Annotated in this window: 23 protein-coding genes; 4 read left to right on the top strand and 19 right to left on the bottom strand. The window is 63.5% G+C overall.

What is annotated here, in order from left to right; genetic code table 11:
• The first annotated feature begins 134 nt into the window (after positions 1 to 134).
• Positions 135 to 1355, top strand: coding sequence for an MFS transporter (locus L981_RS07415; protein WP_043613453.1), 1221 nt, complete (start codon positions 135 to 137; stop codon positions 1353 to 1355).
• A 1-nt stretch (position 1356) separates the two neighbouring features.
• Here the strand turns inward: L981_RS07415 and L981_RS07410 are convergent, their stop codons facing one another.
• The 14 genes from L981_RS07410 to L981_RS07345 form a co-directional block, all read right to left on the bottom strand.
• A complete protein-coding gene (locus tag L981_RS07410; RefSeq protein WP_043613450.1) occupies positions 1357 to 1995 on the bottom strand; it encodes a hypothetical protein in 639 nt (212 codons plus the stop codon).
• 267 nt (positions 1996 to 2262) lie between these two features.
• Complete coding sequence (gene hutU, locus L981_RS07405; protein ID WP_043613602.1) at positions 2263 to 3936, bottom strand: urocanate hydratase; 1674 nt, start codon at positions 3934 to 3936, stop codon at positions 2263 to 2265.
• A 2-nt stretch (positions 3937 to 3938) separates the two neighbouring features.
• Positions 3939 to 4757 (bottom strand): N-formylglutamate deformylase, encoded by an 819-nt coding sequence (hutG, locus tag L981_RS07400; RefSeq protein ID WP_043613448.1) that lies wholly within the window; start codon positions 4755 to 4757, stop codon positions 3939 to 3941.
• A 1-nt stretch (position 4758) separates the two neighbouring features.
• Complete coding sequence (gene hutH / locus L981_RS07395) at positions 4759 to 6294, bottom strand: histidine ammonia-lyase (RefSeq protein ID WP_043613446.1); 1536 nt, start codon at positions 6292 to 6294, stop codon at positions 4759 to 4761.
• Positions 6291 to 7535 carry an imidazolonepropionase gene (gene hutI, locus L981_RS07390; protein WP_043613444.1) on the bottom strand — a complete coding sequence of 415 codons (1245 nt, stop codon included), beginning with the start codon at positions 7533 to 7535 and terminating at the stop codon, positions 6291 to 6293. The genes hutH and hutI overlap by 4 nt, the downstream gene beginning before the upstream one ends.
• A 298-nt stretch (positions 7536 to 7833) precedes the next feature.
• Positions 7834 to 8418, bottom strand: a complete 585-nt coding sequence (gene phnN, locus L981_RS07385; RefSeq protein WP_043613441.1) for a phosphonate metabolism protein/1,5-bisphosphokinase (PRPP-forming) PhnN — start codon at positions 8416 to 8418, stop codon at positions 7834 to 7836.
• On the bottom strand, positions 8415 to 9554 hold the full coding sequence (locus L981_RS07380) for an alpha-D-ribose 1-methylphosphonate 5-triphosphate diphosphatase (RefSeq protein ID WP_043613439.1): 1140 nt from the start codon (positions 9552 to 9554) through the stop codon (positions 8415 to 8417). The genes phnN and L981_RS07380 overlap by 4 nt, the downstream gene beginning before the upstream one ends.
• A gap of 1 nt (position 9555) precedes the next feature.
• Positions 9556 to 10263 carry a DUF1045 domain-containing protein gene (locus L981_RS07375; protein ID WP_043613437.1) on the bottom strand — a complete coding sequence of 236 codons (708 nt, stop codon included), beginning with the start codon at positions 10261 to 10263 and terminating at the stop codon, positions 9556 to 9558.
• Between the two features lie 127 nt (positions 10264 to 10390).
• Positions 10391 to 11908, bottom strand: a complete 1518-nt coding sequence (gene phnE, locus L981_RS07370) for a phosphonate ABC transporter, permease protein PhnE (RefSeq protein WP_043613601.1) — start codon at positions 11906 to 11908, stop codon at positions 10391 to 10393.
• Between the two features lie 9 nt (positions 11909 to 11917).
• Positions 11918 to 12880 carry a phosphonate ABC transporter, permease protein PhnE gene (gene phnE / locus L981_RS07365; protein ID WP_043613435.1) on the bottom strand — a complete coding sequence of 321 codons (963 nt, stop codon included), beginning with the start codon at positions 12878 to 12880 and terminating at the stop codon, positions 11918 to 11920.
• A 169-nt stretch (positions 12881 to 13049) separates the two neighbouring features.
• A complete protein-coding gene (phnD, locus tag L981_RS07360) occupies positions 13050 to 13955 on the bottom strand; it encodes a phosphonate ABC transporter substrate-binding protein (protein WP_043613432.1) in 906 nt (301 codons plus the stop codon).
• Positions 13956 to 14039: 84 nt separating this feature from the next.
• A complete protein-coding gene (phnC, locus tag L981_RS07355; RefSeq protein WP_043613429.1) occupies positions 14040 to 14882 on the bottom strand; it encodes a phosphonate ABC transporter ATP-binding protein in 843 nt (280 codons plus the stop codon).
• A gap of 240 nt (positions 14883 to 15122) precedes the next feature.
• Positions 15123 to 15506 (bottom strand): YciI family protein, encoded by a 384-nt coding sequence (locus L981_RS07350; RefSeq protein WP_043613427.1) that lies wholly within the window; start codon positions 15504 to 15506, stop codon positions 15123 to 15125.
• A 111-nt stretch (positions 15507 to 15617) separates the two neighbouring features.
• On the bottom strand, positions 15618 to 16778 hold the full coding sequence (locus tag L981_RS07345) for a glycosyltransferase family A protein (RefSeq protein ID WP_052201648.1): 1161 nt from the start codon (positions 16776 to 16778) through the stop codon (positions 15618 to 15620).
• 212 nt (positions 16779 to 16990) lie between these two features.
• Between L981_RS07345 and L981_RS07340 the strand changes: the two genes are divergently transcribed.
• The gene (locus tag L981_RS07340; protein ID WP_197067108.1) at positions 16991 to 18511 is read left to right on the top strand and encodes a lipopolysaccharide biosynthesis protein; all 1521 of its coding nucleotides are present in this window, start codon (positions 16991 to 16993) and stop codon (positions 18509 to 18511) included.
• A 12-nt stretch (positions 18512 to 18523) separates the two neighbouring features.
• Here the strand turns inward: L981_RS07340 and L981_RS33230 are convergent, their stop codons facing one another.
• The 5 genes from L981_RS33230 to L981_RS07315 form a co-directional block, all read right to left on the bottom strand.
• Complete coding sequence (locus L981_RS33230; protein WP_052201647.1) at positions 18524 to 19558, bottom strand: sugar-transfer associated ATP-grasp domain-containing protein; 1035 nt, start codon at positions 19556 to 19558, stop codon at positions 18524 to 18526.
• Positions 19558 to 20595: a sugar-transfer associated ATP-grasp domain-containing protein gene (locus tag L981_RS33225; protein WP_052201646.1), complete on the bottom strand. Its 1038-nt coding sequence runs from the start codon at positions 20593 to 20595 to the stop codon at positions 19558 to 19560. Before L981_RS33225 ends, L981_RS33230 begins: the two co-directional genes overlap by 1 nt.
• The gene (locus L981_RS07325; protein ID WP_043613422.1) at positions 20595 to 21554 is read right to left on the bottom strand and encodes an ATP-grasp fold amidoligase family protein; all 960 of its coding nucleotides are present in this window, start codon (positions 21552 to 21554) and stop codon (positions 20595 to 20597) included. Before L981_RS07325 ends, L981_RS33225 begins: the two co-directional genes overlap by 1 nt.
• A 145-nt stretch (positions 21555 to 21699) precedes the next feature.
• Positions 21700 to 22827 (bottom strand): FAD-binding oxidoreductase, encoded by a 1128-nt coding sequence (locus L981_RS07320; protein WP_043613419.1) that lies wholly within the window; start codon positions 22825 to 22827, stop codon positions 21700 to 21702.
• A 95-nt stretch (positions 22828 to 22922) separates the two neighbouring features.
• On the bottom strand, positions 22923 to 23873 hold the full coding sequence (locus tag L981_RS07315; protein ID WP_043613417.1) for a LysR family transcriptional regulator: 951 nt from the start codon (positions 23871 to 23873) through the stop codon (positions 22923 to 22925).
• Between the two features lie 235 nt (positions 23874 to 24108).
• Between L981_RS07315 and L981_RS07310 the strand changes: the two genes are divergently transcribed.
• A complete protein-coding gene (locus L981_RS07310) occupies positions 24109 to 25296 on the top strand; it encodes an acyl-CoA dehydrogenase (protein ID WP_043613415.1) in 1188 nt (395 codons plus the stop codon).
• Between the two features lie 11 nt (positions 25297 to 25307).
• Positions 25308 to 26492, top strand: coding sequence for a CaiB/BaiF CoA-transferase family protein (locus L981_RS07305; RefSeq protein ID WP_043613413.1), 1185 nt, complete (start codon positions 25308 to 25310; stop codon positions 26490 to 26492).
• Positions 26493 to 26566 lie beyond the last annotated feature (74 nt).

Raw genomic sequence — 26566 nt, 5'->3', positions numbered from 1 at the left:
CAAAGCGCCGCGCGTCGTTCGACGCGCAAGGAGCGCTGAAACACCTTGGCCTTCCGCATAACACCGTCCTTAAATCGATCACAATTTAAGCGATTGTGCGATATCCTCCACCCGCTTCGCGGACACGTTCTAGCATGACCTCCACCATTCTCAGCGCCATGCGCAACCCGGCCATGCGGATCAGCATGCTGGCAATCTTCCTGTTCGGGTTTGCCGGTGCGGCCACCTCGCCCTATCAGTCCGTCGTCGGTATCAACGAGCTGGGGCTCAGCGACGCTGTCTATTCGCTGCTGATCCTGCTTGCCTCGACGGTGAACGTCATCGTCAGCGTTTCGATCGGCATTCTGGCCGATCGCGTCGGCAACTATCGGCTTCTGATGTCGACGGCGATCTTTTTCGGCGTTGTCGGCTACGGCATCGTCTATGTGCTCCCGCACCAGATGAGCTTCGTCGTCAGCGTCCTCTTGCTGTTGCCGATCTACGGCGCGGTCTACACGCTGCTTTTCGCCAATGTGCGCAGCATCGCCCGGCGGATGAGCGGCCATGACGCTGCGTCGCTGACGACGGGCGCCCGCGCGGCCATATCCGTGTCCTGGGTTCTGGTGCCCGGACTGGTCGGCTTTGCGCTCGCCGGCGGCGACAGCATGTTGCCGGCCTATCTGCTCGCCTGTCTCGGTTGCCTCGCCAATCTGCTGATCGTCTATTTCAAACTGCCCAACGAAAGCGGGGCCGACGCATCGCTCGGCAAGCGGCTTTCGTACTGGACGTCTTTTCGGGAGATCCTGGCGCCGCGGATTTTCCTGCGCGTGATCGCGGTTGCGATCATCACCTCCTCGCTGCACGTCAACGCCGCCGTGCTGCCTCTGATCATGACCGACGAGATCGGCGGCAGCGTCACCGATATAGGCATCATCGTCGGCATCGTCGCCTTCCTCGAAGTCGTGTTCATCTTCGTCTGGGCGCGCATCCAACTGAGCCTCGTGCCATTCAAGGCGCTGGCGCTCGGCACCGCGATCTATATCGGCTACATGGTGCTGCTCGGCTTCTCGACTGCGACCTGGCAAATCTACGCGCTCACGCTGATCAGCGCCTTTGGCGCCGCCGCGTTGATCACGATCCCGATCAGCTACCTCCAGGACCTGATTGCCGACCGGCCGGGATTGGGGAGCTCGCTGCTCGCCGTGAACCTTTTCCTGAGCGGCGGTCTTTGTGCTGGGCTTTTTGCACTCGGCACGCGGATCAGCGATTACTCGGGCACCGCCCTGCTTGGCGGTGCCGGGGGCCTTGCCGGGCTGGTGCTGCTGCTCGCGCTCGACGGCGACAAATCAGGGAAGAAAACAGTCCGGCGCTCGTGAGTCAGTCCCAGGGCTCGTCGACAAAAGTGCAGGTGAATTTTGTCTGGTTGTCCTGGAGACATCTCTTCTTCTGATCGGCGAGGATCATGATCCTTGCGAAGAAGCGCGAAAAGTCTGCCTTGCTGGAGGTAAAGGTGGCGATCCCCAGAGCGTGCGCCTGGGCCTGCGCCACGCAGGTCGCCAATTCCTGATCGGGGACATCGCTGTTTGCAACGATGACGGCTCGGTCAAACCGTCCTTCCGCAGAATAGTTCACGGCGGAAGCGCAGTTCGGTACGCCAGTTGCTGCTGTATCGTTCAGTAGTCGCTCGTAGTAGGCGTCGAAGCCGAAGTCTTCAATTTTGCTGACGTCGACCCGCCCATTCTTGACGACGTCCTTTCTGAAGATCACGCCGATGGTGTTTCTTCCAAGGCCCGGTTGAGCCTTGGTCTCAAGCCCGGCGGCCATGGCGATCATTTGAATTGTCGAGAAGACCACGTCCCTCTTCTTGGTCTCCCCTTGGCTCATTCCGACGCCGATAAACTCCGGGAAGGCGGTGAAATGCCGTTCGCCGTTGCGAACAGGGCCGAAGAAACTCACGGTCTGGGCGAGCGCGGACGAGGCAACAAAGACGCTCGCAAGAAGCCCGGTGGCAAACATCAGATGTCTAATGGTTCTTCTCCTGTTCGTGCCGTAACGCATCAAGCCTTCTCATCAAAGCCAGTGCGCACGTGAGCGAACGGAGACGTCCTGCAACGCGTCGCGGGCAATGCGATGGCATCTCGATTTTTCTAGCATTGCTATCAACGGCTGCAAGGCGCCGGAGCCGGGAAGACGCTCTCCTTACACCAGTCTCATCAAAAAGTGATAGGGGCGCCTTTCGGCGCCCCTATCTGTAGGTCCTTGATTATGTCGGTCCGGCGCGGCTCAGTTGCCGAGAATGCCCGGCAGGCGCAGGCCTTTTTCCTTGGCGCAATCGAGCGCGATGTCGTAGCCCGCGTCGGCATGGCGCATGACACCGGTTGCCGGGTCGTTCCAGAGCACGCGCTCCAGGCGCTTGGCCGCATCATCGGTACCGTCGGCGCAGATGACGACGCCCGAATGTTGCGAGAAGCCCATGCCGACGCCGCCGCCATGGTGCAGCGACACCCAGGTGGCGCCCGATGCGGTGTTGAGCAGAGCGTTCAGAAGCGGCCAGTCGGAAACGGCGTCCGAGCCGTCCTTCATCGCTTCCGTCTCGCGGTTCGGCGAGGCGACCGAGCCGGAGTCGAGGTGGTCACGGCCGATGACGACCGGCGCCTTCAGCTCGCCGTTCCTGACCATTTCGTTGAAGGCGAGGCCGAGGCGGTGGCGATCACCGAGACCGACCCAGCAGATGCGCGCCGGCAGGCCCTGGAAGGCGATACGCTCGCGCGCCATGTCCAGCCAGTTGTGCAGGTGCTTGTTGTCGGGCAGCAGTTCCTTGACCTTGGCATCGGTCTTGTAGATGTCTTCCGGATCGCCGGACAGGGCCGCCCAGCGGAACGGGCCGACGCCACGGCAAAAGAGCGGACGGATATAGGCCGGCACGAAGCCGGGGAAGGCGAAAGCGTTTTCGAGACCTTCTTCCTTGGCGACCTGGCGGATGTTGTTGCCATAATCGAAGGTCGGGATGCCCATGTCCTGGAAGGCAATCATCGCTTCGACATGCTCGCGCATCGAGGCGCGGGCGGCCTTCTCGACCGCCTTCGGGTCGCTTTCGCGCTTGGCCTTCCATTCGGCCATCGTCCAGCCCTTCGGCAGGTAGCCGTTGACCGGGTCGTGCGCCGAGGTCTGGTCTGTGACCATGTCCGGGCGGATGCCGCGGCGGACCATTTCCGGCAGGATCTCGGCGGTGTTGCCGAGCAGGCCGACGGATTTCGCTTCGCCGTTCTTCGTCCAGCGGGCAATGATCTCCATCGCCTCGTCCAGCGTCTCGGCTTTTTCGTCGAGGTAGCGGGTGCGAAGGCGGAAATCGATCGAGTCCGGATTGCATTCGACGGCGAGGCACGATGCGCCGGCCATGACGGCGGCGAGCGGCTGGGCGCCGCCCATGCCGCCGAGGCCGCCGGTCAGCACCCACTTGCCCTTGAGGTTGCCGCCATAGTGCTGGCGGCCGGCTTCCACGAAGGTTTCGTAGGTCCCCTGCACGATGCCCTGCGTGCCGATATAGATCCACGAGCCGGCGGTCATCTGGCCGTACATGGCGAGACCCTTCTTATCCAGCTCGTTGAAATGGTCCCAGTTCGCCCAATGCGGTACGAGGTTGGAATTGGCGATGAGAACGCGGGGTGCATCCTTGTGGGTGCGGAACACGCCGACCGGCTTGCCGGACTGCACCATCAGCGTCTCGTCGTCGTTGAGGTCCTTCAGTGTCTCGACAATCTTGTCGAAGTCGGCCCAGGTGCGCGCCGCGCGACCGATACCGCCATAGACGACGAGCTCGTGCGGGTTTTCCGCGACGTTCGGGTCCAGATTGTTCATCAGCATGCGCAGCGGCGCTTCGGTCAGCCAGCTCTTGGCGTTGAGCGTAGTGCCCTGAGGGGCGCGCACGTCGCGAATGTTGTGGCGCGGATTGTTGATGGTCATGCCTCGCTCCCTGTCAGTGTCTTGAGGTCAAATGCTGTTGTTTCGATGCGGTTCAGGATCGCTCCCAGCGGCTTTCGCAAAAGGGCGGATCGCGTGGCGTCGAGCGCGAAAGGCGGCTCTTCGGTGGCGAGATGGGTCGATTGCGCGAGCTCCATCTGAATGGCATGCACGCCGGTTTCCGGGCGGCCATAGTGGCGGGTGGTCCAGCCGCCCTTGAAGCGGCCGTTGAGAACGCTGCTGTAACCTTCGGCACCGGCGGCGATTTCGGCCGTCGCCTTCTCGATCTCGGGCGCGCAGGTCTTGCCCACGTCGGTGCCGATGTTGAGGTCCGGCAGCTTGCCTTCGAACAGGAACGGGATGCGCGAGCGGATCGAGTGGCAATCATAAAGCACGACCACGCCATGGATCGCTTTCACCCGCTCGATCTCGGCGGCAAGGGCCGCGTGATAGGGCGCATGGAACGCCTGGAGACGTTCGGCGATATCGGCTTCGGTAGGTGCCTCTCCGTCTTTCCAGATCGGCTTGCCGTCGAAGTCCGTTTCCGGGATCAGGCCGGTCGTGTTCTGGCCGGGGTAGAGGCTGACGCCTGCGGGATCCCGGTTGGCGTCGATCACGTAGCGGTGGAAGGTGGCGCGAACAACGGTCACCTCGGGCAGAAGACCATCATAGAGCTGATGAATATGCCAGTCCGTATCGGCGAGGATACGGCCGTTGTCGTTCAGCCGATCCCAGACCGCCGCCGGCACGTCGGTGCCGGTATGCGGAAAGCCGAGAATGACCGGCGAGCTGCCTTGTCTGACTTCGACGACAGCCATTTCAGGCCTCCAGGCTTGGCAGGATGCCGGCGGAGACGGAGGCGTTCAGACGGCCGGAGGCGATGAGGTCGCCGGCGGCCTTGAGGTCGTTGGCCATGTAGCGATCCTCTTCGATCGTCGGGGACACGGCGCGAAGGGCGGCGGCGGCCTTCTGCAATTCGGGGCTGGTGGCGAGCGGGGCGCGGAATTCGACGCCCTGGACGGCGGTCAGTGCTTCGATGCCGACGATCGAGAACAGGTTTTCGGTCATCTGCAGCAGGCGGCGCGCGCCGTGGCAGGCCATGGAAACGTGGTCTTCCTGGTTGGCCGAAGTCGGTGTCGAGTCGACCGAGGCCGGATGCGAGAGCTGCTTGTTCTCGGACATCAGGGCCGCCGAGGTGACTTCGGCGATCATCAGACCGGAGTTCAGCCCCGGCTTCTTGGCGAGGAAGGCCGGCAGACCGTAGGAAAGGGCAGGGTCGACGAGCAGCGCGATGCGGCGCTGCGAGATCGCGCCGATCTCGCAGACGGCAAGGGCGATCTGGTCGGCGGCAAAGGCAACCGGCTCGGCGTGGAAGTTGCCGCCGGAGACGACGGAATTGTCCGAAAGAACCAGCGGGTTGTCGGTGACGGCGTTGGCTTCGGTCTCAAGCACGCGGGCGACCGAACGCAGGAGATCAAGGCAGGCGCCATCCACCTGCGGCTGGCAGCGGATGCAGTAGGGATCCTGCACGCGCTCATCGCCTTCGATGTGGCTTTCGCGGATTGCCGAACCAGCAAGCAGCGCGCGGAGAGCCGCGGCCGTGTCGATCTGGCCGCGATGACCGCGTAACGTATGGATATCCGGATGGAAGGGAGCCGACGAACCCATGGCCGCATCGGTCGACATGGCGCCGGTGATGAGTGCTGCCTGTGCGGCACGATGGGCGCGGAAGAGACCGGCGAGCGCCAGCGCCGTCGAGGTCTGGGTGCCGTTGATCAGCGCCAGGCCTTCCTTGGCGGCCAGAACGACCGGCTTGAGGCCGGCGGCGGACAGCGCTTCGGCGCCGGACAGGCGGCGACCTTCGAAGTAAGCTTCGCCGTGGCCCATCATCACCGCTGCCATATGGGCGAGCGGGGCGAGGTCGCCGGAGGCGCCGACCGAGCCCTTTTCGGGGATGACCGGGATGACGCCCTTTTCGAGCATGGCTTCGATCAGGCGTACGAGTTCGAGGCGGACGCCGGAGGCGCCGCGGCCAAGCGAGACGAGCTTCAGCGACAGGATGAGGCGCACGATATTTTCGGCAAGCGGCTCACCGACGCCGCAGCAATGCGACAGGATCAGGTTGCGCTGCAGCGTCGCGACATCGACGCTGTCGATCTTGATCGAGGCGAGTTTGCCGAAGCCGGTGTTGATGCCGTAGACCGGCGCATTGCCGGCAACGATCTCGGCAATGCGGGCGGCAGCCTTGTTGATGCCGGCGTCAAAGGAGGTGTCGAGGCGGGCCGGTTCGCCGGTCCAATAGATGGTTTCGAGGTCGCGGAGGGGCACGGAGCCCGGGTGTAGAGTGATGGTCATTGACCGGTCCTTTGCCCTCTAAAGATGCATTCATGAAGCGGATTGAAGCCGATGCGGTAGACGAGTTCGGCCGGATCCTCGATGTTCCAGATTGCCAGATCGGCGGACTTGCCGACTTCGATCGTGCCGGTTTCGGCCAGCAGGCCAAGCGCGCGGGCGGCTTCGCGCGTTGCACCGGCAAGGCATTCGGCCACCGTCAGCCGGAAGAACGTCGCGGACATGTTCATCGTGAGAAGCAGCGAGGTCAGCGGCGAGGTACCGGGATTGCAGTCGGTGGCGATCGCGATCCGCGCGCCGGCGTCACGCAAAGCCTGGACCGGCGGCAGGCGCTCTTCGCGCAGCGCATAGAAGGCGCCCGGCAAGAGCACGGCGACCGTGCCTGACTTCGCAAGAGCTGCAGCGCCTTCTGCGTCGAGATATTCCAGGTGGTCGGCCGAGAGCGCTCCGTAGGAGGCCGCAAGCTTGGCGCCGCCGAGATTGGAAAGCTGTTCTGCGTGCAGCTTGACCGGCAGGCCGAGCGCCTTGGCGCGGTCGAAGACGCGGGCGATCTCGGCGGTCGAAAAGGCAATGCCCTCGCAGAAACCGTCGACCGCATCGACCAAGCCCTCGGCATGGGCGGCGTCGAGCCCAGGCAGCACGACCTCGGTGATGTAGTCGCCGTTGCGGCCCTTGTAGTCCGCAGGCGTTGCGTGTGCGGCGAGATAGCTCGTGACAACGCGCAACGGCCGCAGCGTTTCGAGCTCGCGGGCGGCGCGCAGCATGTTGAGCTCGGCCGTGACGTTGAGGCCGTAGCCGGATTTGATTTCGACGGTCGAGGCGCCCTCGGCAAGAAGCGTATCGAGGCGCGGCAGGGCGCTTTCGACAAGCTGATCGACGGTCAGCGCATTGGTCGCCTTGACCGAGGAAACGATGCCGCCGCCGGCGCGGGCAATTTCTTCATAGGTGGCGCCTTCGAGGCGCATCTGGAATTCGCGGGCGCGGTTGCCGCCATGAACGAGATGGGTGTGGCAGTCGATAAGGGCGGGCGTCATTACGCGGCCCTGGCAGTCCGTCGTTTCGAGGCTGCGTGCGAGTTCGGCGGGCAGCCCGCTCTCCGGCCCGGCATAGGCGATCCGCCCATCGACGACCGCCACGGCCGCATTCTCGACGAGGCCAAGACCGTCAACGGATTCGCCAAGCGTCACGAGACGCACATTGCGCCAAATGCCGGATGCTGGCTTGCGGGTCGAGAATTCGTTCATCAGGTCGCCTCCATTGGATATAATGTATATACATATTAGTTTGCTCCACAAGGGGAAATTTATGGAGCCTGCGGAAAAGGAAAGGGCGATCGGCCGAGTGAAGCGGAGCGCGAGCTTTGAGAAAATGGCCGTAGAACTCTGACTTCGCTCGAATTTCTTCTCGCGGGTTCGTCATCACGGCAGGTAAAAAGAAAAGGCCCCGAACCCTGAGGTTCGGAGCCTTCGCCTGTCCTTGGAATGGAGATCGCGATGCATGCCCGCGACTCACAAGCCTGCCGGGCCGCGAACGTGGGTCACGCTAAACCGCGTGATCCGCCTTTGCGCGCAGCCGTTCGACCACCTCGACGAAGCGGTTTCCGGCAATGTCGAGGCGCCCGCTGTTGTCGATCACGCTGACATCGGGGCCCGAGGTCACGTCAGGCGCCTGGCGGCTGAGACGTCGCAAAACTTCCTCTTCACTCTCGCGACCGCGCTCGGCAAGTCGTTTTGCAAGCACCGGCGTCTCGGCTGTAACAACGACGACGGCGATCTCGCCGAAGGCTTCGCGGAACGCCGGCAGGGCACCGCGGCTGCCATTGACGATCGCCGTCATGCCGTCCCTGACATTCCTGAGCACGACGGCGGGGATGCCGTATTTCAGCCCATGCGCATCCCAGAAGACGGCGAAGGCGCCATCCTTCTGCATCTCGACGAACTCGTCTTCCGACACGCTTTCATGCACTTCACTACCGGCATCCGACGGACGGGTGATGACCCGGCGGACGAAATGCACGTCGTGACAATCGGCAAAGTGCCGGGCGGCAAAGCCCATGACGCTGTCCTTGCCGGCGCCGCTCGGCCCGACGACGACGACGAGCGCGCCGCCCTTTTCGGTCGCGCTCATGCGACACGCCGTCCTTCGCGCCAGACGGAGCGCACGACCGGGATGCCTTCCTTGCGGTGCACGCGGGCGATATCGGCGCGAAGGCCAACGGCGATGCGGCCGCGGTCATCGAGACCCACGGTGCGCGCCGGCGTCGACGTCACCATGGCGATTGCCTTTGGCAGGTCGACGGCGTCGAGTTCGTCGGAGAGCACGAAGGGGGCGTGGATCAGGCTGAAGGGCACATAGTCCGACGACAGCACGTCGAGCACGCCGCGCTCGGCGAGATCGCGGGCGGCGATGTTGCCGGAGTGCGACTTGCCGCGCACGATGTTCGGCGCGCCCATCAACACGCTGAGGCCCGCGCGGTGCGACGCCTCGGCGGCCTCGAAGCTCGTCGGGAACTCCGCAAGCTTGATACCGAAGCCGATCGATTCTTCGACGTGGTCGACGGTCGCGTCGTCATGGCTGGCAATGGTGATGCCGCGGGCCGCACAGGCCTCGGCGAGCGCGGTGCGGTGCGGACCGGCATACTTTGCCGACAATGCCTGCTGCCGCTCGACGAAGCGCGCGAATTCCTCGTCCGAGAAGCCGCGCTTGGCTTTGTAATAGAGCGTGTACTGGTCCATCGTCTGGAACTGCCGCTGACCCGGGGCATGATCCATCAGCGAGACGAGCTTGACCTGCGGGTCGTTCTGGAAGTCCTCGTAGTGATCGAGCACGTCGGAGGTCGACACCTCGCAGCGCAGGTGGATCAGGTGATCGGCGCGAAGGCGACCCTCTTCCTTGGCCTGGGCCAAGGCGTCGGCCATGCTGCGCATTTCGCCCTTCTGGAAGCCGCCGTCCTCGTCGGAGCCGAGACGCAGGCAGTCGAAGACCGTGGTGATGCCGGAGGTGACGACCTGTGCGTCATGGGCCTGGATTGCCGCGATCTTCAGCCAGCGCACGCCCGGGCGCGGCGAGTAGTGGGCTTCGAGGTGGTCGGTGTGCAGCTCGATGAGGCCGGGGATCAGATAGTCGCCTTCAAAGTCCTCGCCGCTGGCAACCGTGCCCTCGGAAATGTCGGCAATCTTGCCGTCGCGGATCAGCACCGAACCGTCGAGGATGCTATCCTCGAGGACGATGCGGGCGTTGGTCAAAACCTGTTCTTTGCTCATCTCATGCGATCTTTCGTTGGGTGTCGCTGCCGAGCGGCAGCAGGGAGCGGACAGTAAAGGGTGCGCCGCGCTCCGGTTCGACGAAGAGCGCGACTGACGTAACGTGAAGTGGTTTGCCGATATGCTCGGCAAAGGTGGTTTCGAGCGCGGTACGCATCACGCCGCTGGTTTCCGTGGGTACCGGGCCGGTCAAGGTCAGGTGGAACTGGAACTCTTCGAAAACATAGGGATAGCCCCATTCTCTGAGGTAGCGCCTCTGGCGCTCAGGCAGGCTGTTTGGCTTGCGGCGGGCAAAGTCGGCGTCCGACAGCGGCGCGCGGAACGGGTCGAAGCGGTGAACGGCGTCTTCGGCCAAATCCTGCAGGTCGAGGCAAGGCGCGGATGGCACGAGAGCGAAGAACGGGCCCAACTGGTGCAGCACGATCTCAGGGATTTCGAACGGGTCGAGGTCGGCGGCAAAGCACTCGAAAATACTGAGAAGCTCGTCTTCGTCCCGGCCTTCGGCAAGTTCGAAAGGCGCCTTCAGTGTGCCGTGAAAACCGTAGCGCCGCGGGTCGGCCGTCAGTGCGCGTTGCGTCTCTTCGTCAATCCCGGCGATCGTCGGAAGCGTGAGGTCTTCGCCGGTAAAGGCATCGCGCCCCAGCCAACGGGACGCGACCTGCGACAGCCGGCTGTCCGCCGGCGGCGCGAAATAGATGGCATAACGCACGGTTTTCACTTTCTTGTAGCGACCGGCCCGCCAGGGCGGCGGGTCGATTGTTTGCGGGATGCGATGCGCAGCTAGCCGATTTCCATGACAACATCATGATGGCGGACACGCAAATGCTTGGCTGTCGTCAATGTGCCTTGCTGCCCATCAGGCGCGAACGGCACGCGTTCGAGATGCTGTCGAAAATAAAGACAACCAGCAAGATCAGAAGCACCATATAGGCGACATTTTCCCAATCGGAATTGGTACGCATCGCTTCCCAGAGTTTCAGGCCGATGCCGCCGGCGCCGACGGCGCCGATGATCGTTGCCGAACGGGTGTTCGATTCCCAGAAATAGAGCGCCTGGCTGGCAAAGACCGGCAACACCTGCGGAAGCACGCCGAAGCGTTGCACCGCAAGCGGCGTCGCCCCGACCGATTTCACGCCCTCGCGCTGCTTGTCGTCAATGTTTTCCAACGCTTCGGAGTAGAGTTTGCCGAGTGTGCCGGTGTCGGTGAAAAAGATCGCCGAGATGCCGGCAAGCGGTCCGGGGCCGAAGGCGCGGGTGAAGAACAGTGCCCAGATGAACATGTCCACCGACCGCAGGAAGTCGAAGAAGCGCTTGACCACCTGGTTGGTCAGGAAGCTCGGGGTGATGTTGCGGGCGGCCAGGAAGCAGAGCGGGAAGGCGATCAGCGACGCAAAGAGCGTGCCGACGAAGGCCATGACGACGGTCTGTAGCAGCTTGGTCCAGACGTCGAGATGCTGCCACTCGGCATTATAGAGGATGTTGTTCCAGGCAAGCGACAGGTTGGAACGGGCCGGATCGATGCGCTCGCCGGAGGCGATGAGCGAGGCGACCTCGCCATAGCTTTTGCCGAAGAAGGGCGAGTTGGTGTCGAACAGGAAGTTCGCCCAGCCGAAGAAGCGGTTGCGGACGGAAACCTCGTCGCCTTCCACTTCCGCCCAGCCGGTGGCACCGAACGCAAGCACGATCTTTTCGCCGGGCCGCTTCTGTGTCGCCCAGGCGGGCAATACGCCCTGTGGCCGCACCGTGTCGGCGCCGTCGACGGCCATGACAAGCGTGTCGCCGCCATGGGTCGCTTTTACCAGGCCATCGGCGATCTCGATCCTGGTCGAGCGGTTGTAGGTGACGACGACGCGCGTCAGCACTTCTTCTGTCCGTGTTTCGACACGGTTCTGCGTTTCCGTGGCGGTGGTGCCGCCGAGCGCGGAACCGGGGGCCATGAAGCTGAAGGACGAGCTAGCCTTCGGCTTGACCGCCTGCGTGGTGGCGGCCGGTATTTCGACCTGGCGCGTTACCGTCTGCCTGTCGAGTTCCACCCAATCCGGATTGGGATTGGGCCCGAGCGGCGAGTTGCGCTGATAGTTGAGGCGCATCGTCCGGTCGGGGGCGACGTGGATTTCCGGGCGTACCTCATAGGAAACCCAGTCGGCGAGGTAGGTGCCGGCGATGCCCCAGTTGGCATTGCCGAGCACGTGGCCGATCGAGAAGAACCACCAGCTGAAGATGAGGTAGACGACGACGCCACCGGCGATGGCTGCGGTGCGCACGCGCCTGGAGGTCGAGGATTTCAGGAGTTCCGGATGGCGGCGCGCGATCGCGTCCATTTCCATCGGGTTCAATCGTGTGGTCGTGGTCATGGTGCGCACCTACTGGGCAAGCTGGAAGGCCTGCTCGCCAACAAGGCGGCGGCGAAGCCAGGCGGAGAACTGGTCGACGGCAAAAATGGTCGCAAACAGCAGGAGGACGATTGCAAGGGTCTTGGCCTGGTGTCCCTGGCCGATCGAAAGTCGGAGAAGCTCGCCAATGCCGCCGCCACCGACGGCGCCGATGATCGTCGAGGCGCGTACGTTGATCTCGAGGCGCAGCAGGAAGTAACTGGCGAAGTTGGGCAGAACCTGCGGCACCATGCCGAACCAGACGCGCTCGATCCAGTTGCCGCCGGCAGCCCGCAGGCCCTCGTCCGGCTTCATGTCGGCGTTTTCCACCACTTCATAGAAGAGCTTGCCGAGCGCGCCGATCGTGTGGATCGAGACGGCGGCAATCGCCGGAATGGGGCCGAGCGACAGGATGGCGAGGAAAAAGCCGGCGATCACGACCTCGGGAAAGGCGCGCAGGATTTCCATGATGCGGCGAACGATGCCGCGGATCCACGGATTGGGCATCAGGTTGCGCGCGGCAAGGAAGCAGAGCACGAAGCCGAAGGCCGTGCCGATCACCGTCGAGAAGATCGCGATGTTCACGGTCTCCAGCATCTTGTGCACGTATTCGGGGATGTAGAAGCTCTCGGTCAGGTACAGCCGGCCCTCGGGGTAGTTGTACTTGAAGCTGCCGTCGTCATAGGGCGAGGGCAGGTCGAACATGGCGCGGAAAATTTCCAGCCCGTCGCGCGGTGCGAGATCGCCGACGAAATCGAAGAAATGCGGCAAACGGTCGAAGAACTTGCCGGCATTGGAATCGTTGGCGAACCAGAGCGAACCCGACAGCGCCAGGAGGAGAACGCCGAAGCCGAGCCAGGAGTAGAGCCGGCGGCGGGAACTGAGTTCCTGCCAGTGACGCTCGATGACGGCGCCGTTGTCGCTCAGATGTCGCGGGAGCAGGGAAGTTGCCATGACCGTTCCGGCTTTCGCCGGCCTCTAGAGCATTTCCAGGAAATTTGCGAAGCGGCTTTCCGCCCCGGAAATGCGTGAAAACAATGCGACGGAGGATGCGAAAGCACCCCTTCAAACAGTGAAACGCTGGCCGTTTGGGCGGCCAGCGTTCCCGAGTGGTGCGGGTCTATCAGCCGCCGATCGTCGCCTTGCGGGCGTCGATGATCGGCTTGTAGAAGTCCGCGTTGACTTCGGTGAAGCCGGTGAAGTCGCCGCCCTGGATGGCCGAGAAGCAAGCGGCGTCGGTCTTCGGCAGGTCGAGCATGAACTGCTTGAACTTGGCCTTCATGTCGTCGTTCATGGTGGAGCGCACGACGATCGGGCCGTTCGGGATCAGCGGCGACTTCCAGAGCTCGACCAGGTCGTTCATGTCGAGGATGCCCTTGTCGACCATCTTCTTCAGGTTGCCCGAGGTGTAGCCGTCCTTGAATTCGCCGACGCCCGAACCGAAGGTCGTGCCGGCATCGAAGGTGCCCTTGACGACTTCGAGAACGAGGTTCTCGTGACCACCGCCGAAGCCGGTTTCACCGAAGAATTCCTTGACCGGCGCGCCGATCGATTCCGGCAGCGTGACGAGCGGGACGAGGTAGCCGGAAGTGGAGTCCGGGTCGGCGAAACCGAGCTTCTTGCCCTTCAGGTCTTCGAGCTTGGTGATGCCGGAATCCTTGCGGGCAACCATGATCGAGTGGTAGCCGGTCGAGCCGTCGGTCTGGACGGTCGTCAGGATCGGCTCGACGGCGTCGGCCTTGGCGAGATAGATCTTGGCAAAGCCGGAAGCGCCGAGTTCTGCGTAGTCGAGCGTGCCGCCAAGCAGGCCCTGGATGACGCCGTCATAGTCGGCGGCCGGGAACAGCGAAACCTTTTCGACGCCGATGGCAGCCGGCAGCTTGTCGACGATGCACTGGAAATTGCGCAGGCGGTCGGCTTCGTTTTCGCCGCCGATAATGCCGACGCGGAATTCCTTGAGGTCTTCAGCCTGGGCGTGGCCGACGAGGGCGAGGAGCGCGACGGCGCCCAGAAGAGCTTTCTTCAGCATAAGGTTCTCCCGTGTCCGGCTTGGCCGGATCCTATTGGGTTTCAAAGAGGTGCCCTTGACGCGGGCTTTCGATCGTGGCGGGCGTCAGATGCCGGCGAGTGCCAGCGGCTTGAGGCCGGCCGATGCCGTTTCTTCCTGCGGTACTGCCGCCGGAATGTTGATGCTGGTGGAGGTCATCGATTCCTCGATGCCCGTGTCGGCGCCGTAGATCTCGGCAACGGCTGCCGCCGTCAGATCCTTGGGCTGGCCGTCGAAGACCACGCGGCCGTGCGCCATGCCGATGATGCGTTCGCAATAGTTGCGGGCGGTGTCGAGCGTGTGCAGGTTGGTGATGACGGTGATGCCATCGCGCTCGTTGATGTCGCGCAGCGCATCCATGACGATTTTGGCGTTCAGCGGGTCGAGCGAGGCGATCGGCTCATCGGCAAGCAGAACCTTCGGCTGCTGCATCAGTGCGCGGGCGATCGCGACGCGCTGCTGCTGGCCGCCAGAGAGCGTGCCGGCCGGCTGCAGCGCGGTCTGCTCGATGCCGAGACGCTCGAGCGCGCCGATCGCCATGATCCGTTCTTCGCGGGTGAACATGTTGAGGATGCTGAGCACGGTCGAGCGGTGGTTGAGGCGGCCGAGCAGCACGTTGGTGAGCACGTCGAGGCGCGGCACCAGGTTGAACTGCTGGAAGATCATTGCGCAGTCGCGCTGCCAGGTGCGAAGGGCAGCACCGCGAAGCGACGAGACTTCCGTGCCGTCGAAGACGATCGCGCCGGAAGATAGGTCCACGAGGCGGTTGATCATGCGCAGGAGCGTTGACTTGCCGGCGCCGGAACGGCCGATAACGCCGACCATCTGGCCCTGCGGGATGTCGAAGGTAACCGAACTCACGGCTGTCTTCTCGCCGAACTGGCGGGTTACATTCTTCAACTGAAACATGTCTAGCAGGTCCTCTTTCGGGGAGACCGGTCATCGGTATGACCCTGCCATATCGCCGCTTCATGAAGCCGGAATGTCAGTTTGTTGTAAGTTCTGTTACAGTTCACAGCCCCGCATGTTTGGTTGACCAAATTTGACTGCCGGCGCGCAGGCGCCCGCACCCCCATCAACTTTCAGGGGGAGTTCGCATCAACATCGAGCGAATACCTGCGGTCGGCGACGCAGGACCGGTGAGGGGCGCTAGTTCTGCGGACCGGGGTCCAGCGTCGCGCCGGGAATGTAGAGTGCAATCGGCCGGATTTCGTAGATCGCGCTCGGATTGGAGCGGCGCAATTCGCGCGCGGCGTCAACGGCGGCGTCGATGGCCGGGAAGTCGACGACGTAGAGGCCGAGCAATTGCTCCTTGGTTTCGGCGAAGGGCCCATCGGTGACGATGCCTTCGCCGTTGCCCCTTAGCGTCACGGCACCTTCGGCTGGTCCGAGCCGGGCGGCCGGGCCAAAGGCCTTCTGCTGGACGAACCGGTCATGAACCTGAAGCAGGTCGGTCATCAGCGCTTCGTCCTCCTCCTCGGTCCAGGATTCGACGACGCCTGCTGTGTGGTAGGCCAAGATTGCGTAATACATGAACCGTCCTCCCGCGTGTATTCCTGTCAGGTTTTGCCGGCCGCATCAACGGCTCGTCGCGCGGACCGCATCACCGGGCGTGCCGCCGGAGAGGGGCGCCTGTTCATCCGATCAGCTCCAGGCCGTCGCCGCCCATCGACAGGCCTGCCGGGCGATCCGCGAACTGCGTGTGAGCTCGCCGCGGGTCGCCGCATCGCGGGCCCTCCAGACGAGGCCGCGCGCCAGCGAGCGGGCAACGTCGCGCCCCGACGGATATCGGCGGCTGAGTGCGCGCAGACCCTCATCGATCGCGGCGTTGCCGAAGACCTCGTCACAATCGTATTTCGATCCCGTTGCGCGCCGCAGGATGCGCTTCTCCTGACCGGTCAGCGCGATGGGGCTTTGCTCCATCGCGTGTCCGAAGTCGGTGATCGCCACGTCCCAGCGCTTCTTGCGGGCCATGATGGCGCCGCGCTGGAGAAGGGCTCGGCGTCGCTCTTCGGCGCTCTCGATCCGCCGCGTGGGCAGATAGTCCGCCAGCGGCAGTGTCTGGTGCAGGCGGTCGAATATGAGGGCGTCGTTGCTGATCCAGTTTTGATTTCGGCGATGTGCCTGGAAGCGGCTTGCCGCCGGCCCTCTGTCGCCATCATGCAAGCGCTGGTGAAAGATGATGTTGCGGCTCGACGTCGCCCTGCCGAGAAGCGACAGCCGGATCAGCATGTCGTAGTCGACTGATCGGGGCAGCGCTTCGTCGAAGGGGCCCGCCGCTTCGTAAAGCCGGCGGCGCACGAGCATGCCCGGCTGATGGACGAAAAAGTCTTCCAGCGTGGCGATCAGGAATTCGTCCGGCGGGCAGTCGGTCCAGTAGCCGGTGTCGAGGAAACGGGCAGGGGTGTCCAGCTCGTGCTGAAAGCGGACGTAGCGCCCATAGGCGATGTCGGCTGACGGATCCGCCTCGAAGACCTGCAGGAGGTCGGCGAGACCGGTCGGACAGACGATGTCGTCATCGTCGACGATCCAGACATATTGGCCAGTGCTCTGTTGCAAGCCGGCATTGAGGGCGCGTGCCTTGCCGGCATTTTCCTGGTTGAGGACGCTGATCCTGTCACCGTATCGGGACAGCACATCCATGGTCTCATCGGTCGAACCGTCGACGACGACGACGATCTCGTCATCCCCCGCGATCTGCGGCAGCAGCGCGTCGATTGAAGCCGGCAGAAACTGTGCGCGGTTGTAGGTCGGAACGATGATCGACACGCGGGCGCCGTTGCGAGATTCTTTCGACAATTTCATACTTTATGCTCCTCCTCGATCGCTGCCTCCCCTGCAGCGCATTCGCTCGATGAACCGGGCATCACCCGGAAAACGTGCACAACCATGACGCTTGAAACGTCCACAAAAAGGCGGCCTGCCCTCAATTTCGACAACAAGGCAAAATCTATCGTGAGATGGAAAGCAGGCTTGCTTCGGCTAGTTTGCGAGCCGAACGACGGAAGGCAGACCTATTGAGCCGTGCAGTAGAACTGACCGGGCAAGCCATCTGGGCGTCATTGGGCCAACTGGCGCAGGCGTTGCTTGCAACCATCAGCACCATCATCCTGGCACGAATTCTTGGCGCCGAGACCTATGGTGTGTTCGCGCTCGGATTGCTGATCGTCGGCTTCGCCGAGATCTTCGTTGGTGGTCATGCCGCCGACATCGTGGTGCAGAAACCGGATGTCACAGCCGGCCATCGCAATGCCGCCTTCGTCGCGCTGAGCGTGATTTCGGTTCTCTCGGCTGTCGTGATCTGGGCGGGCGGGGCCGCTGCGGCGGATTTCTTCGAGGCGCCGCAGCTGCAGGCGCCGCTTCTTGCGATGGCGGTTCTGCCCGTTCTCACCGGGCTTGCGAGCGTTCCCAACCAGATCCTCGTGCGGCGGCTGCAATTCAATGATCTCGCCCGCATCGGGGCGGTCAGCGGAACCCTGGCCGTTCTTGTTGGCGTGGTCCTGGCTTTCTCCGGCGCCGGCATCTGGAGCCTCGTTATCATGGAGATCGCGCGGCGCGCGATGAACCTCGCGATGCTCTTTCCGGCAGCGTGCTGGCGACCCGGCCTACGCTTTCAGCGGCAGGAATTCGCCGAAGTCCTGCGCTTTGCGTCGCGCCGGGTCGAAAACAACGGGCTGACCTACATCTCGCAGAACGCGCTGCCGCGGCTCTTCATCGGCCAATGGCTCGGCACCGAGGCGCTCGGCCTGTTCGCCGTCGCTCGCCGGCTGCTCGATCAGCTGCACAATATACTGAGCGGCCCCGTCGCCGCGGTCGCCTTTCCCGCGGCCGCGCAGCTGCAGCACGACCGGGAGCGCCTTGCCCGGCTGATCGAGACATCCGTGCGGCTGACGACCTGGGTGTTCTGGCCGGTCGTCCTTGGTGTCGCAATGGTCGCCCCGGTCCTCGTGCCGCTGGCGTTCGGCGACGGATGGGCCGGCGCGATCCCCGTACTTCAGACCCTTGCGCTTGGAACCCTGCGCGCGCCGGTCTCGAGCTTCAACACGGCGGTGCTTGTCGCGTTCGGCCGCATGGGATCCGTATCCTTCATTTCCGTTCTGTCGATCGTGCTGGGCGTGGCCTTCCTCGCGGTCGGCGTCCAATATGGCCTCGTTGGCGTTGCCGCCGCGCTGTCGCTCCGGCAATGGGCGCTCTGGCCGGTCGGCGCGATGCAGGTCTATCGCGTCTCCGGGCTGCATCCCCTCGGCCAGTTGCGCATGCTTTTCATTGCAGCGCTTCCGTCCTTGATCATGGCCGGCTCCGTCTGGTTTGCCAGCGAGACCATTCATGGCTTGCAGCCGGTGCCGTTGCTCTGCTCACTGGTTGCGATCGGCGTGATCGTCTACGGGCTGGCCTGGGCCGCCTTCAATCCGCGGCAGACGATCCTGTTGCTCAAGGCCATGTTCGATGTGGTTCGTGGCGACTGGGCTTCGGCGAAATCACGCATCCCGCTGATCCTCGGAACGATTGCCGATCCGCAGGCATCGCGCAACGGCTGATCCAATCGCTCGTCAGGCAGCGAAGGCGCGCAGGCGCTTTACCCGGCGCTGGCTGATCGTGCCCTTGGCAGCGAAGAAGTCCCGTGCCTCCTTGCGAAGCAGCATCGGCTCATGGAATTGGATAAGATTGGGATTGGCAAGCGCGGCATTGCCCTCGATCACGACCGGGCCGGCTTCGGTCGACACGATATCCCAGCCGACATAGCTGAGGCCGGGGATAGCGCGCGTGCATTGCAATGCCAGCGTCTTGATGTCGTTCCAACGTGGGATGACGGTTCCAACGATGGCAGTGCCCGTCTCCGGGTGACGATCGAAGATCGTCCTTTCAGGACCGCCGTCATCGGCGATCGCAGCGGTCAGCTGACCACTCTCGAGATCGACCAGCGCAACGATGCCGCCGGCCTTGAAGTTGTCCGTCGGGCGGGAGTGTTGCGTCCCGAAGCGGTGCGCGGCACCGAGCAGTACCGTCTTGCCGGTCGTCTCGTCATGGCCGACAAGGATCCGGATCGTGTTGACCGCATGCGGGTAGATGGCGGAAGCGTAGGGATGCTGCTCGACGGCGGCTTCGATCAGATAGCGGCCATGTCGGTCGACGTCATCGATCGACGCTATGCGCTTGACGCCCCGCCCGCCACTGCCGTCAACCGGCTTTGCGATTATCGCGCGGCCGTCGATTTCGGCGCGTGGCAGCGGGCTGCCGTCGGGCCGTCTCGCGACACCATCCTCGACGATTCCGATCAACTCCGGACAGGATGCGGGAAAGGCGCCCGTGCCCGCCCATTGGTGGAACCGCAGCTTGTCGCCGAGAAGCGCCATTGCCTCCGGGCTGTTCAGCCGCGGCAACCGCGCTTCGGCTTCGAGGTCGGTCAGGAACAGGTGCTGGTCGAACTGGTCGAAAGGGTAGAGCCAGGCGCGGTTGGAAAGGAACCCGCGGGTCAGGAGCCGCAACCTGGGGCGACCGGTATTTCCGCGCCGTTCCAGCGCCCAGAACTGCCGAAGCAAGGAGACGCGGTGCCGGATGGCGCCGACGATCGGGAGCCCGGCCATCAGAGCGGTTCGCCGTTGGCCCGGGGGATATAGCGGGCAAAGATGCGCCGCAGCCGGGGCTCGTCGAGCAGGCGATCATAGAGCTGGAAGAAGCGCAGGCTCGGATGCGCATTGCCCTCGATGACCGTCGGGCCATCGGGCGTCACCGCAATGTCCCAGCCGACATAATGCAGATAGGGAAAGGCGCGTCCGAGATCCTCGACGAGCCGCAGCACCGCTGGCCAATGGGCGATCTCGACATCGGGCATCGCTGCCCGCGTATCCGGATGCACGTCATGATGACGGACGTGATTGTCCTTGCCGATCGAAACGGCGCGCGAAAGCCGCCCGGTCTTCAGGTCCACCTTGGAGACGAGGCCGCCGGCGCTGAAGTTGTCGACCGGCACAGAACGCGCGCTGCCGAAGCGATGGATGGCGGCGGCCGGGAGCGGAGTGCCATCATCGTCGCGCAGCATGAGCAGGCGTATCGTGTTCAAGGCGTCCGGAAAAATAATCTGGGCATAGTCGGCCTGCTGCACGAAGCCGGTGAGAATGGCGTCTTCGCCGCGATAGCTGTCGACGGCGTCCGGGGTCGTGCCGATCTGCACCGAACGCCCCTTCGATCCGAGCGTCGGCTTGATGACAAAGCGGCCGCGTGCGGCGAGTTCGTCGTGGAAAGCGCTTCGGCTTCCATCGCGCCAATGCCACCTGTCTCCAAAGTAGCAGGCGAAGGTCTGCGGCGTCGGCAGTTGCGCCGAGACGAGAAGCTCGGTGAACACGGACTTGTTGTCCAGCACATAGGCATAGTGGCCGTTTAGGCCATGCAGGTGCTGCTCTCTTTCGCAATTGGTGACGACGCCCCTGACATCACCGCGGATCTGGCGATACCAGTCGGCCTCCTTGGGGTCGAAGCCAGCCAGAATGTCCTGGATGCGCCGTAGCGGCGCCAACTGCCGCTCCTCGGTGGAAGCGCTGTCTGACCAATAGCGCCGCGCATGGCTTTTCAGAAAGCGAAGACGGCGTGTGTCGATCGTCTGTCGAACCAAAGCTTGCAGCATCAGGCGTGGGCCTCCTCTCCTGGTTCCGCTGTCGGCAATCGCAGCAGATCCCCGAAACGCAGTTCCCACTCATAAGGTTCGAAAACATCCATGCCGCCCTCGGGGAAGAAGGTGATTTCTCCGAACAGAACCCGACCGAAATTCTCGTAGAGATCGACGCGGCTGAACGCGAAGGGCGCGGAGAGTTCCGTCGCGACATCGAGCAGGGTGCGAAGGGACTGGGGCGCGGCGATCGCTTCCCGTTCGCACGGCGCGCCGCGCCGACGCACCGGCAACGGCTGCCAATCTGTGTCGAAAACCGTCTTGGCGCGCACGCCATCCTTCTCGCGGATGACCATGATGAAAAGCGGCCGACCGTGGAAACAGAAGATCTTGAACTCGCGCAGGCCATCGGGACTATCTGCGTGGAGAAACTCTTCGGCAAGCACGCCCGGGCGGATGTCCCGATAGACCGGCTCCCGGTGCCGGTACCAATGGTTGAACGCCAGATGATCGGCGAGCTTGGCTCGGGCTGCACCCCAGTCGAAGGCGTTCCTGTCCCGGCAGATCACCACGCCGCCGAAATCGTGGTTCGTCTTGAGGACAAAGGCATCCTGCCGGATGTACCGAGGCGTTATGTCCCTCAGCCGATAGGTTGCGAGGATGGCGGGAATGAGAATATCCGTGCCGACGCGCTCGGCAACGTAATCGCGCACCTTGATCTTGTCGGCGCAGATCGTCTGCAGCTCCGTCGCAGGCAGCAGCTTCAGGGCATTGAGCTTTTCGCTCAGCCCCCGTGGCCTGTCGACTTCGAGAACCCTGCCGGTTCTGCCGCGATACTGCGCCTCAATGAAGGCGCGTGTGCTGGTCCGGCGCTCGTTACGGAAGCGACTGTAGCGGGACCAGCGGTAGAGTTGCGTCAGGAGATCGGGGGCCCGCCGCGCCAGCAACTGGCGGGAATATTCCTTCATGGTGGACATCGCTTATCCGTCACTAAGAAACCTCGGTGCCGGCGATCCGGTTGGGCGCGCGACGAGGCGGAGGTTTCCAGAACGATGTGGCGATACGGTGGCCGGGGCGCAACCCGACCTGCCGACGGGATGCCTGCTGCCAACTTTGCTCGGGCTAGCGTTCCAATCGAGCCGGGCTGAACGTCGCGGCATCGAGGCCGGCCGCTTCGAAGCCCTCGGGCGCTGGTGCACCGACGAGGAGATTTGCGGCGAATGCTCCAAGTGCGGGTGAGGTAAGGATTCCGTAGCCGCCCTGGCCGGCGAGCCAGAAGAAGTCCGGGCGCTCGCGGGCAAAGCCGATCACCGGAAGCTTGTCCGGCGAGAAGCTGCGCATGCCGGCCCAGCTTTTGAAGATGCGGCGCACCGGCACGGTTGTTGCCTCCTCGACGTAGTGCGCAGCCCAGGCGACGTCGATCTCCTCCGGCTGGACGTCGGCCGGCTCGCACGGCGTTGCGTCGGCGGGCGAGGAAAGCAGCCGCCCGCCCTCAGGCTTCATGTAAAAGTCTTCGTCGATCTCGTTGATTTCGGGCAGCGTCAGCGCGTCGATGCCTTCGGGCAGGTCGACGGTGATCGCCGTGCGGCGATGCGGCACGATGCCGACGGGGGCGACGCCGAACGATTGCGCGACGGGATCGGCCCAGCCGCCGGCGGCATTGACGATCGTCTTGGCGCCAACCTCGCCGGTACTCGTCGCCAGGACCCAGCGGTCGCCGTCCCGGCGCGGTGCCAGCACGTCTGAGCGCTCGATGATCGCGGCACCGTGGCGGCGCGCGCCGCGGACGTATCCCTGCAACAGGTTCTCGACTTCGATGTCCCAGAACTGCGGATCATAAAAGGCCGCGGCCACATAGTCACGGCGCAGGACCGGCACGCGTGCGATCGCCTCGTCGACGGTCAGCCTTTCAATGTCGGCGTTGGCACGGCTTTCTGCGGCAAATACCTCTTCGAACCGCGCAAGCTTTTCGGCATTGGCGATCATCACGCCGCCGCGCTGCTTGAGCAGCGCAATTTCGGAGAAGCCTTCGGGTGGGTTGTCGAAGAAGCTTTTGGAGATGGCCGCGAGCGCACAGACTTCCGGCGCATTGTAGCGCAGCACGAACTCCGCCGCCGAGCGACCGGTGCTGTGATAGCCGAGGCCTTCCTCCCGCTCGATCACCACGACGGAGCGATGCGGCGCCAGGAAATAGGCCAGCGACAGGCCGGCAATTCCACCGCCAATGATCGCCACATCGTAGTCCTGCATGTCCCGCCTCCGTTGGTTGTCGGCCGGACCATAGGCAAGGCGCCATCCGTGTTCAAATTTATAACTGGAAAGGCGACTATCAATTTTGATGATGCTTAGGCAGCATCGAGGCAGTGATCCAGCGGCTCCGTATCGGCCACATGGGCAAGAAATGCGGCTTCTGCCGGATTGAGGATCGCGTTCGGATTGGAGATGCGAAAGACGTCGGTGGTCGGCAGATCGCTATAGGGTGGCAGCTGCCAGAGCTGGCCCGCCGCGACGGCAGGTGACGCCAGATGGTCCGGCAGCATGCCGATGCCGACATTGGCGGCAATCAGTCGCATCACCTCTTCGACATTGCAGGAGACGGCGCGGACCTGCTGGCCGAAAGACCCGACCGCGCGCACGGCCGTTACCGAGTTCATGTGCTGGCCGCCCAAAACGTCGGCGATGAAGGCGATATAGGGATTGCCCCTGAGGTCGTTGAAGTCGACGCCTTCGACCCCGAACAGCGGATGGCTTCTGCCGCAATAGAGCGCATAGCGCTCGCGCACGTGAAAGCGCCTGTTCAGCCAGTCGGGAATGTTGCCGTCGCAAAGGCCCATGGTCGCGACATTGCGTTCGACGGCACTCAACACATCCACGGTCGTTGCGATCGTGACCGACAGGGTCACCTTGGGGTGCAGGCGGAAGAAGCTTTCGAGCTTGCGGTCCCAGGCGGGATTGTGGGCGTGGCTGACCGAATGGATGTTGAGATGGCCGGTAATCTCATCGCCGGCGGTTTCAAGAACGTTCGGCAGACGGATGACGGCTGCGAAGATATCGCGGCACTGGGCATGCAGCCGGGCACCGGCGTCCGTCAGGTTGAAACGTCCGGGACGGCGGTCGATGAGCTTCTGGCCGACGGTCTGTTCCAGCCGCTTCAGCGCCATGCTGACGGCCGGCTGTTGCAGGAGCAGCCGGTTGGCCGCGGCCGTGATGCTGCCTTCCTCGACGAGCACGACGAAGGTGCGCAGCAGGTTCCAGTCGAGATTGTGGGCGAAGCGTTCGAGGCGGTCATTGGCCATGGTCGTGGCTTGCTTCTGATCTCTGGCGTTGCACTGGCATTCGATCTCCAAGGAGGGCAGGCAGAGCGAAAGACATCCGTTCTTGTCGTCATATTCCAGCGATTTTGCAACAAGGGCTGCACGAAGCCGGGCGAGGGGCCATTCCCTGGACGCATGAGGCGGTGCCTCAATTTCGTTTGAAACGCCATGCACCCCTTGCGATAACGTGAGCCGAATAATCCGATGGGAGAGAAACATGGCCGGCAAGACGCAATTTCAATGGGATGATCCGTTCCTCCTCGACGATCAGTTGACCGAGGACGAGCGCATGATCCGCGACACCGCGCGGGCCTATGCGCAGGACCGTCTGCAGCCGCGCGTCATCGACGCCTACCGCGAAGAATCGACCGATCCGGAAATCTTCCGCGAAATGGGCGAGCTTGGCCTGCTCGGCGTTACCGTCTCGGAAACCTATGGCGGCGTCGGCGCTTCCTACGTCGCCTACGGCCTGGTTGCCCGCGAAGTCGAGCGCGTCGATTCGGGTTACCGCTCGATGATGAGCGTGCAGTCGTCGCTGGTGATCTACCCAATCTATGCCTATGGCTCCGAGGAGCAGAAGCAGAAATACCTGCCGAAGCTCACCAGTGGCGAATGGATCGGCTGCTTCGGCCTGACCGAGCCGGACGCCGGCTCTGACCCGGCCGGCATGAAGACCCGCGCGATCAAGACCGAGAGCGGTTACCGCCTCGTCGGTTCGAAGATGTGGATCTCCAATGCACCGATCGCCGATGTCTTCGTCGTCTGGGCGAAGTCGGAAGCGCATGGCGGCGCCATCCGTGGCTTCGTGCTCGAAAAGGGCATGAAGGGCCTTTCCGCCCCGAAGATCGCCGGCAAGCTGTCGCTGCGCGCGTCGATCACCGGCGAGATCGTCATGGATAACGTCGAGGTCGGCGAGGAGGCACTGCTGCCGAATGTCGAGGGCCTCAAGGGTCCGTTCGGTTGCCTCAACCGCGCCCGCTACGGCATTTCCTGGGGTGCGCTCGGTGCGGCCGAATTCTGCTGGCATGCGGCGCGCCAATACGGCCTCGACCGCAAGCAGTTCAACCGCCCGCTCGCCCAGACGCAGCTCTTCCAGAAGAAGCTCGCCGACATGCAGACGGAGATCACGCTCGGCCTGCAAGGGTCGTTGCGCGTCGGCCGCCTGATGGACGAAGGCCGCATGGCTCCGGAAATGATCTCGATCGTCAAGCGCAACAATTGCGGCAAGGCACTCGACATTGCCCGCATGGCCCGCGACATGCACGGCGGCAACGGCATCTCCGAGGAATACCAGGTCATGCGCCACATGGCGAACCTCGAGACCGTCAACACCTACGAGGGTACGCATGACGTCCATGCGTTGATCCTCGGTCGCGCCCAGACCGGCCTCCAGGCCTTCTTCTGAGCGGTGCCGTCATGGAAGCGCCGCTGAAGGGCATTCGTGTTCTGGAACTGGCCCGCATTCTTGCGGGCCCATGGATCGGCCAGACGCTGGCCGATCTCGGTGCCGACGTTATCAAGGTGGAAAGCCCTGATGGCGATGACACCCGCACCTGGGGCCCACCCTTTGTTGCGGGCGAGGACGGCGAGACGCTGGACGCCGCCTATTTCCATGCCTGCAACCGCGGCAAGCGCTCCGTGGTGCTCGACTTCACGACCGAGGAAGGGCAGGAGGCCGTGCGCCGCCTTGCCACCCAGTCGGACGTGCTGCTCGAAAACTTCAAGGTCGGCGGGCTTACCAAGTATGGGCTCGATTACGAGAGCCTGAAGAAGATCAATCCGCGGCTGATCTATTGCTCGGTCACCGGCTTTGGCCAGGATGGCCCCTATGCCCATCGCGCCGGCTACGATTACATCGTCCAGGGCATGAGCGGCATCATGGACCTGACCGGCGAACCCGACCGCGAGCCGCAGAAGATCGGCGTCGCCTTTGCCGATATCTTCACCGGTCTCTACGGCGTGATCGCCGTACAGGCGGCCCTTGCCCAGCGCGAGCGCACCGGCGAGGGGCAGCAGATCGACATGGCTCTGCTCGACTGCATGACCGGCGTGCTCGCCAACCAGGCGTTGAATTTCCTGGTCTCCGGCAAGGCGCCGCGCCGGCTCGGCAATGCGCACCCGAACATCGCGCCCTATCAGGTCTTCCCCACATCCGATGGCCACCTGATCGTCGCTGTCGGCAACGATCGGCAGTTCGTGAAGTTCTGCACCTTGCTCGGACGGTCGGATCTTGCGTCCGACGAGCGTTATTTGACCAATGCGCTTCGCGTGCAGAACCGCGACACGCTGACGCCGGAACTGTCAGCCGAGACGGCGAAGATCGAGCGCGACACGCTGTTGAAACTGCTCGAAGATGCCGGTGTGCCCGGCGGGCCAATCAACACCGTCGCCGACGTCTTTGCCGATCCGCAGATCGAGCATCGGCAGATGCGGGTGGATACGCCGCATTCGGGGGCCGCTGGCGGTACCTCGCCCGGGGTCCGGACGCCGATTCGCTTTTCGGCCGCCGAGTTGGCACTCGATCGTGGCGTGCCGCGGCTTGGGGAGCATACGGCTGAAGTGCTGACGGAGATCGGGATGGACGCGTCGAAGCGCGATTAACGCAGCGTGAGATGCTGAGTCTCTCGTTGATGCGCGACCTGAAGAAAACAGCGAAAAGCCCTGGAAATCGGAGA

Origin of the sequence: Ensifer sp. ZNC0028 (genome assembly GCF_000799055.1) — a bacterium.
GTDB lineage: Bacteria > Pseudomonadota > Alphaproteobacteria > Rhizobiales > Rhizobiaceae > Ensifer.
The sequence above is the reverse complement of the archived record's forward strand: the minus strand, read 5'-3'. Positions and strand labels throughout refer to the sequence as shown.

Coding starts and splice junctions, on each gene's coding strand:
- L981_RS07415 (WP_043613453.1), top strand. CDS start 135: ATGACCTCCACCATTCTCAGCGCCATGCGCAACCCGGCCATGCGGATC.
- L981_RS07410 (WP_043613450.1), bottom strand. CDS start 1,995: ATGTTTGCCACCGGGCTTCTTGCGAGCGTCTTTGTTGCCTCGTCCGCG.
- hutG (WP_043613448.1), bottom strand. CDS start 4,757: ATGGCTGTCGTCGAAGTCAGACAAGGCAGCTCGCCGGTCATTCTCGGC.
- hutH (WP_043613446.1), bottom strand. CDS start 6,294: ATGACCATCACTCTACACCCGGGCTCCGTGCCCCTCCGCGACCTCGAA.
- hutI (WP_043613444.1), bottom strand. CDS start 7,535: ATGAACGAATTCTCGACCCGCAAGCCAGCATCCGGCATTTGGCGCAAT.
- phnN (WP_043613441.1), bottom strand. CDS start 8,418: ATGAGCGCGACCGAAAAGGGCGGCGCGCTCGTCGTCGTCGTCGGGCCG.
- L981_RS07380 (WP_043613439.1), bottom strand. CDS start 9,554: ATGAGCAAAGAACAGGTTTTGACCAACGCCCGCATCGTCCTCGAGGAT.
- phnE (WP_043613601.1), bottom strand. CDS start 11,908: ATGACCACGACCACACGATTGAACCCGATGGAAATGGACGCGATCGCG.
- phnE (WP_043613435.1), bottom strand. CDS start 12,880: ATGGCAACTTCCCTGCTCCCGCGACATCTGAGCGACAACGGCGCCGTC.
- phnD (WP_043613432.1), bottom strand. CDS start 13,955: ATGCTGAAGAAAGCTCTTCTGGGCGCCGTCGCGCTCCTCGCCCTCGTC.
- phnC (WP_043613429.1), bottom strand. CDS start 14,882: ATGTTTCAGTTGAAGAATGTAACCCGCCAGTTCGGCGAGAAGACAGCC.
- L981_RS07350 (WP_043613427.1), bottom strand. CDS start 15,506: ATGTATTACGCAATCTTGGCCTACCACACAGCAGGCGTCGTCGAATCC.
- L981_RS07345 (WP_052201648.1), bottom strand. CDS start 16,778: ATGAAATTGTCGAAAGAATCTCGCAACGGCGCCCGCGTGTCGATCATC.
- L981_RS33230 (WP_052201647.1), bottom strand. CDS start 19,558: ATGGCCGGGCTCCCGATCGTCGGCGCCATCCGGCACCGCGTCTCCTTG.
- L981_RS33225 (WP_052201646.1), bottom strand. CDS start 20,595: ATGCTGCAAGCTTTGGTTCGACAGACGATCGACACACGCCGTCTTCGC.
- L981_RS07325 (WP_043613422.1), bottom strand. CDS start 21,554: ATGTCCACCATGAAGGAATATTCCCGCCAGTTGCTGGCGCGGCGGGCC.
- L981_RS07320 (WP_043613419.1), bottom strand. CDS start 22,827: ATGCAGGACTACGATGTGGCGATCATTGGCGGTGGAATTGCCGGCCTG.
- L981_RS07315 (WP_043613417.1), bottom strand. CDS start 23,873: ATGGCCAATGACCGCCTCGAACGCTTCGCCCACAATCTCGACTGGAAC.
- L981_RS07310 (WP_043613415.1), top strand. CDS start 24,109: ATGGCCGGCAAGACGCAATTTCAATGGGATGATCCGTTCCTCCTCGAC.
- L981_RS07305 (WP_043613413.1), top strand. CDS start 25,308: ATGGAAGCGCCGCTGAAGGGCATTCGTGTTCTGGAACTGGCCCGCATT.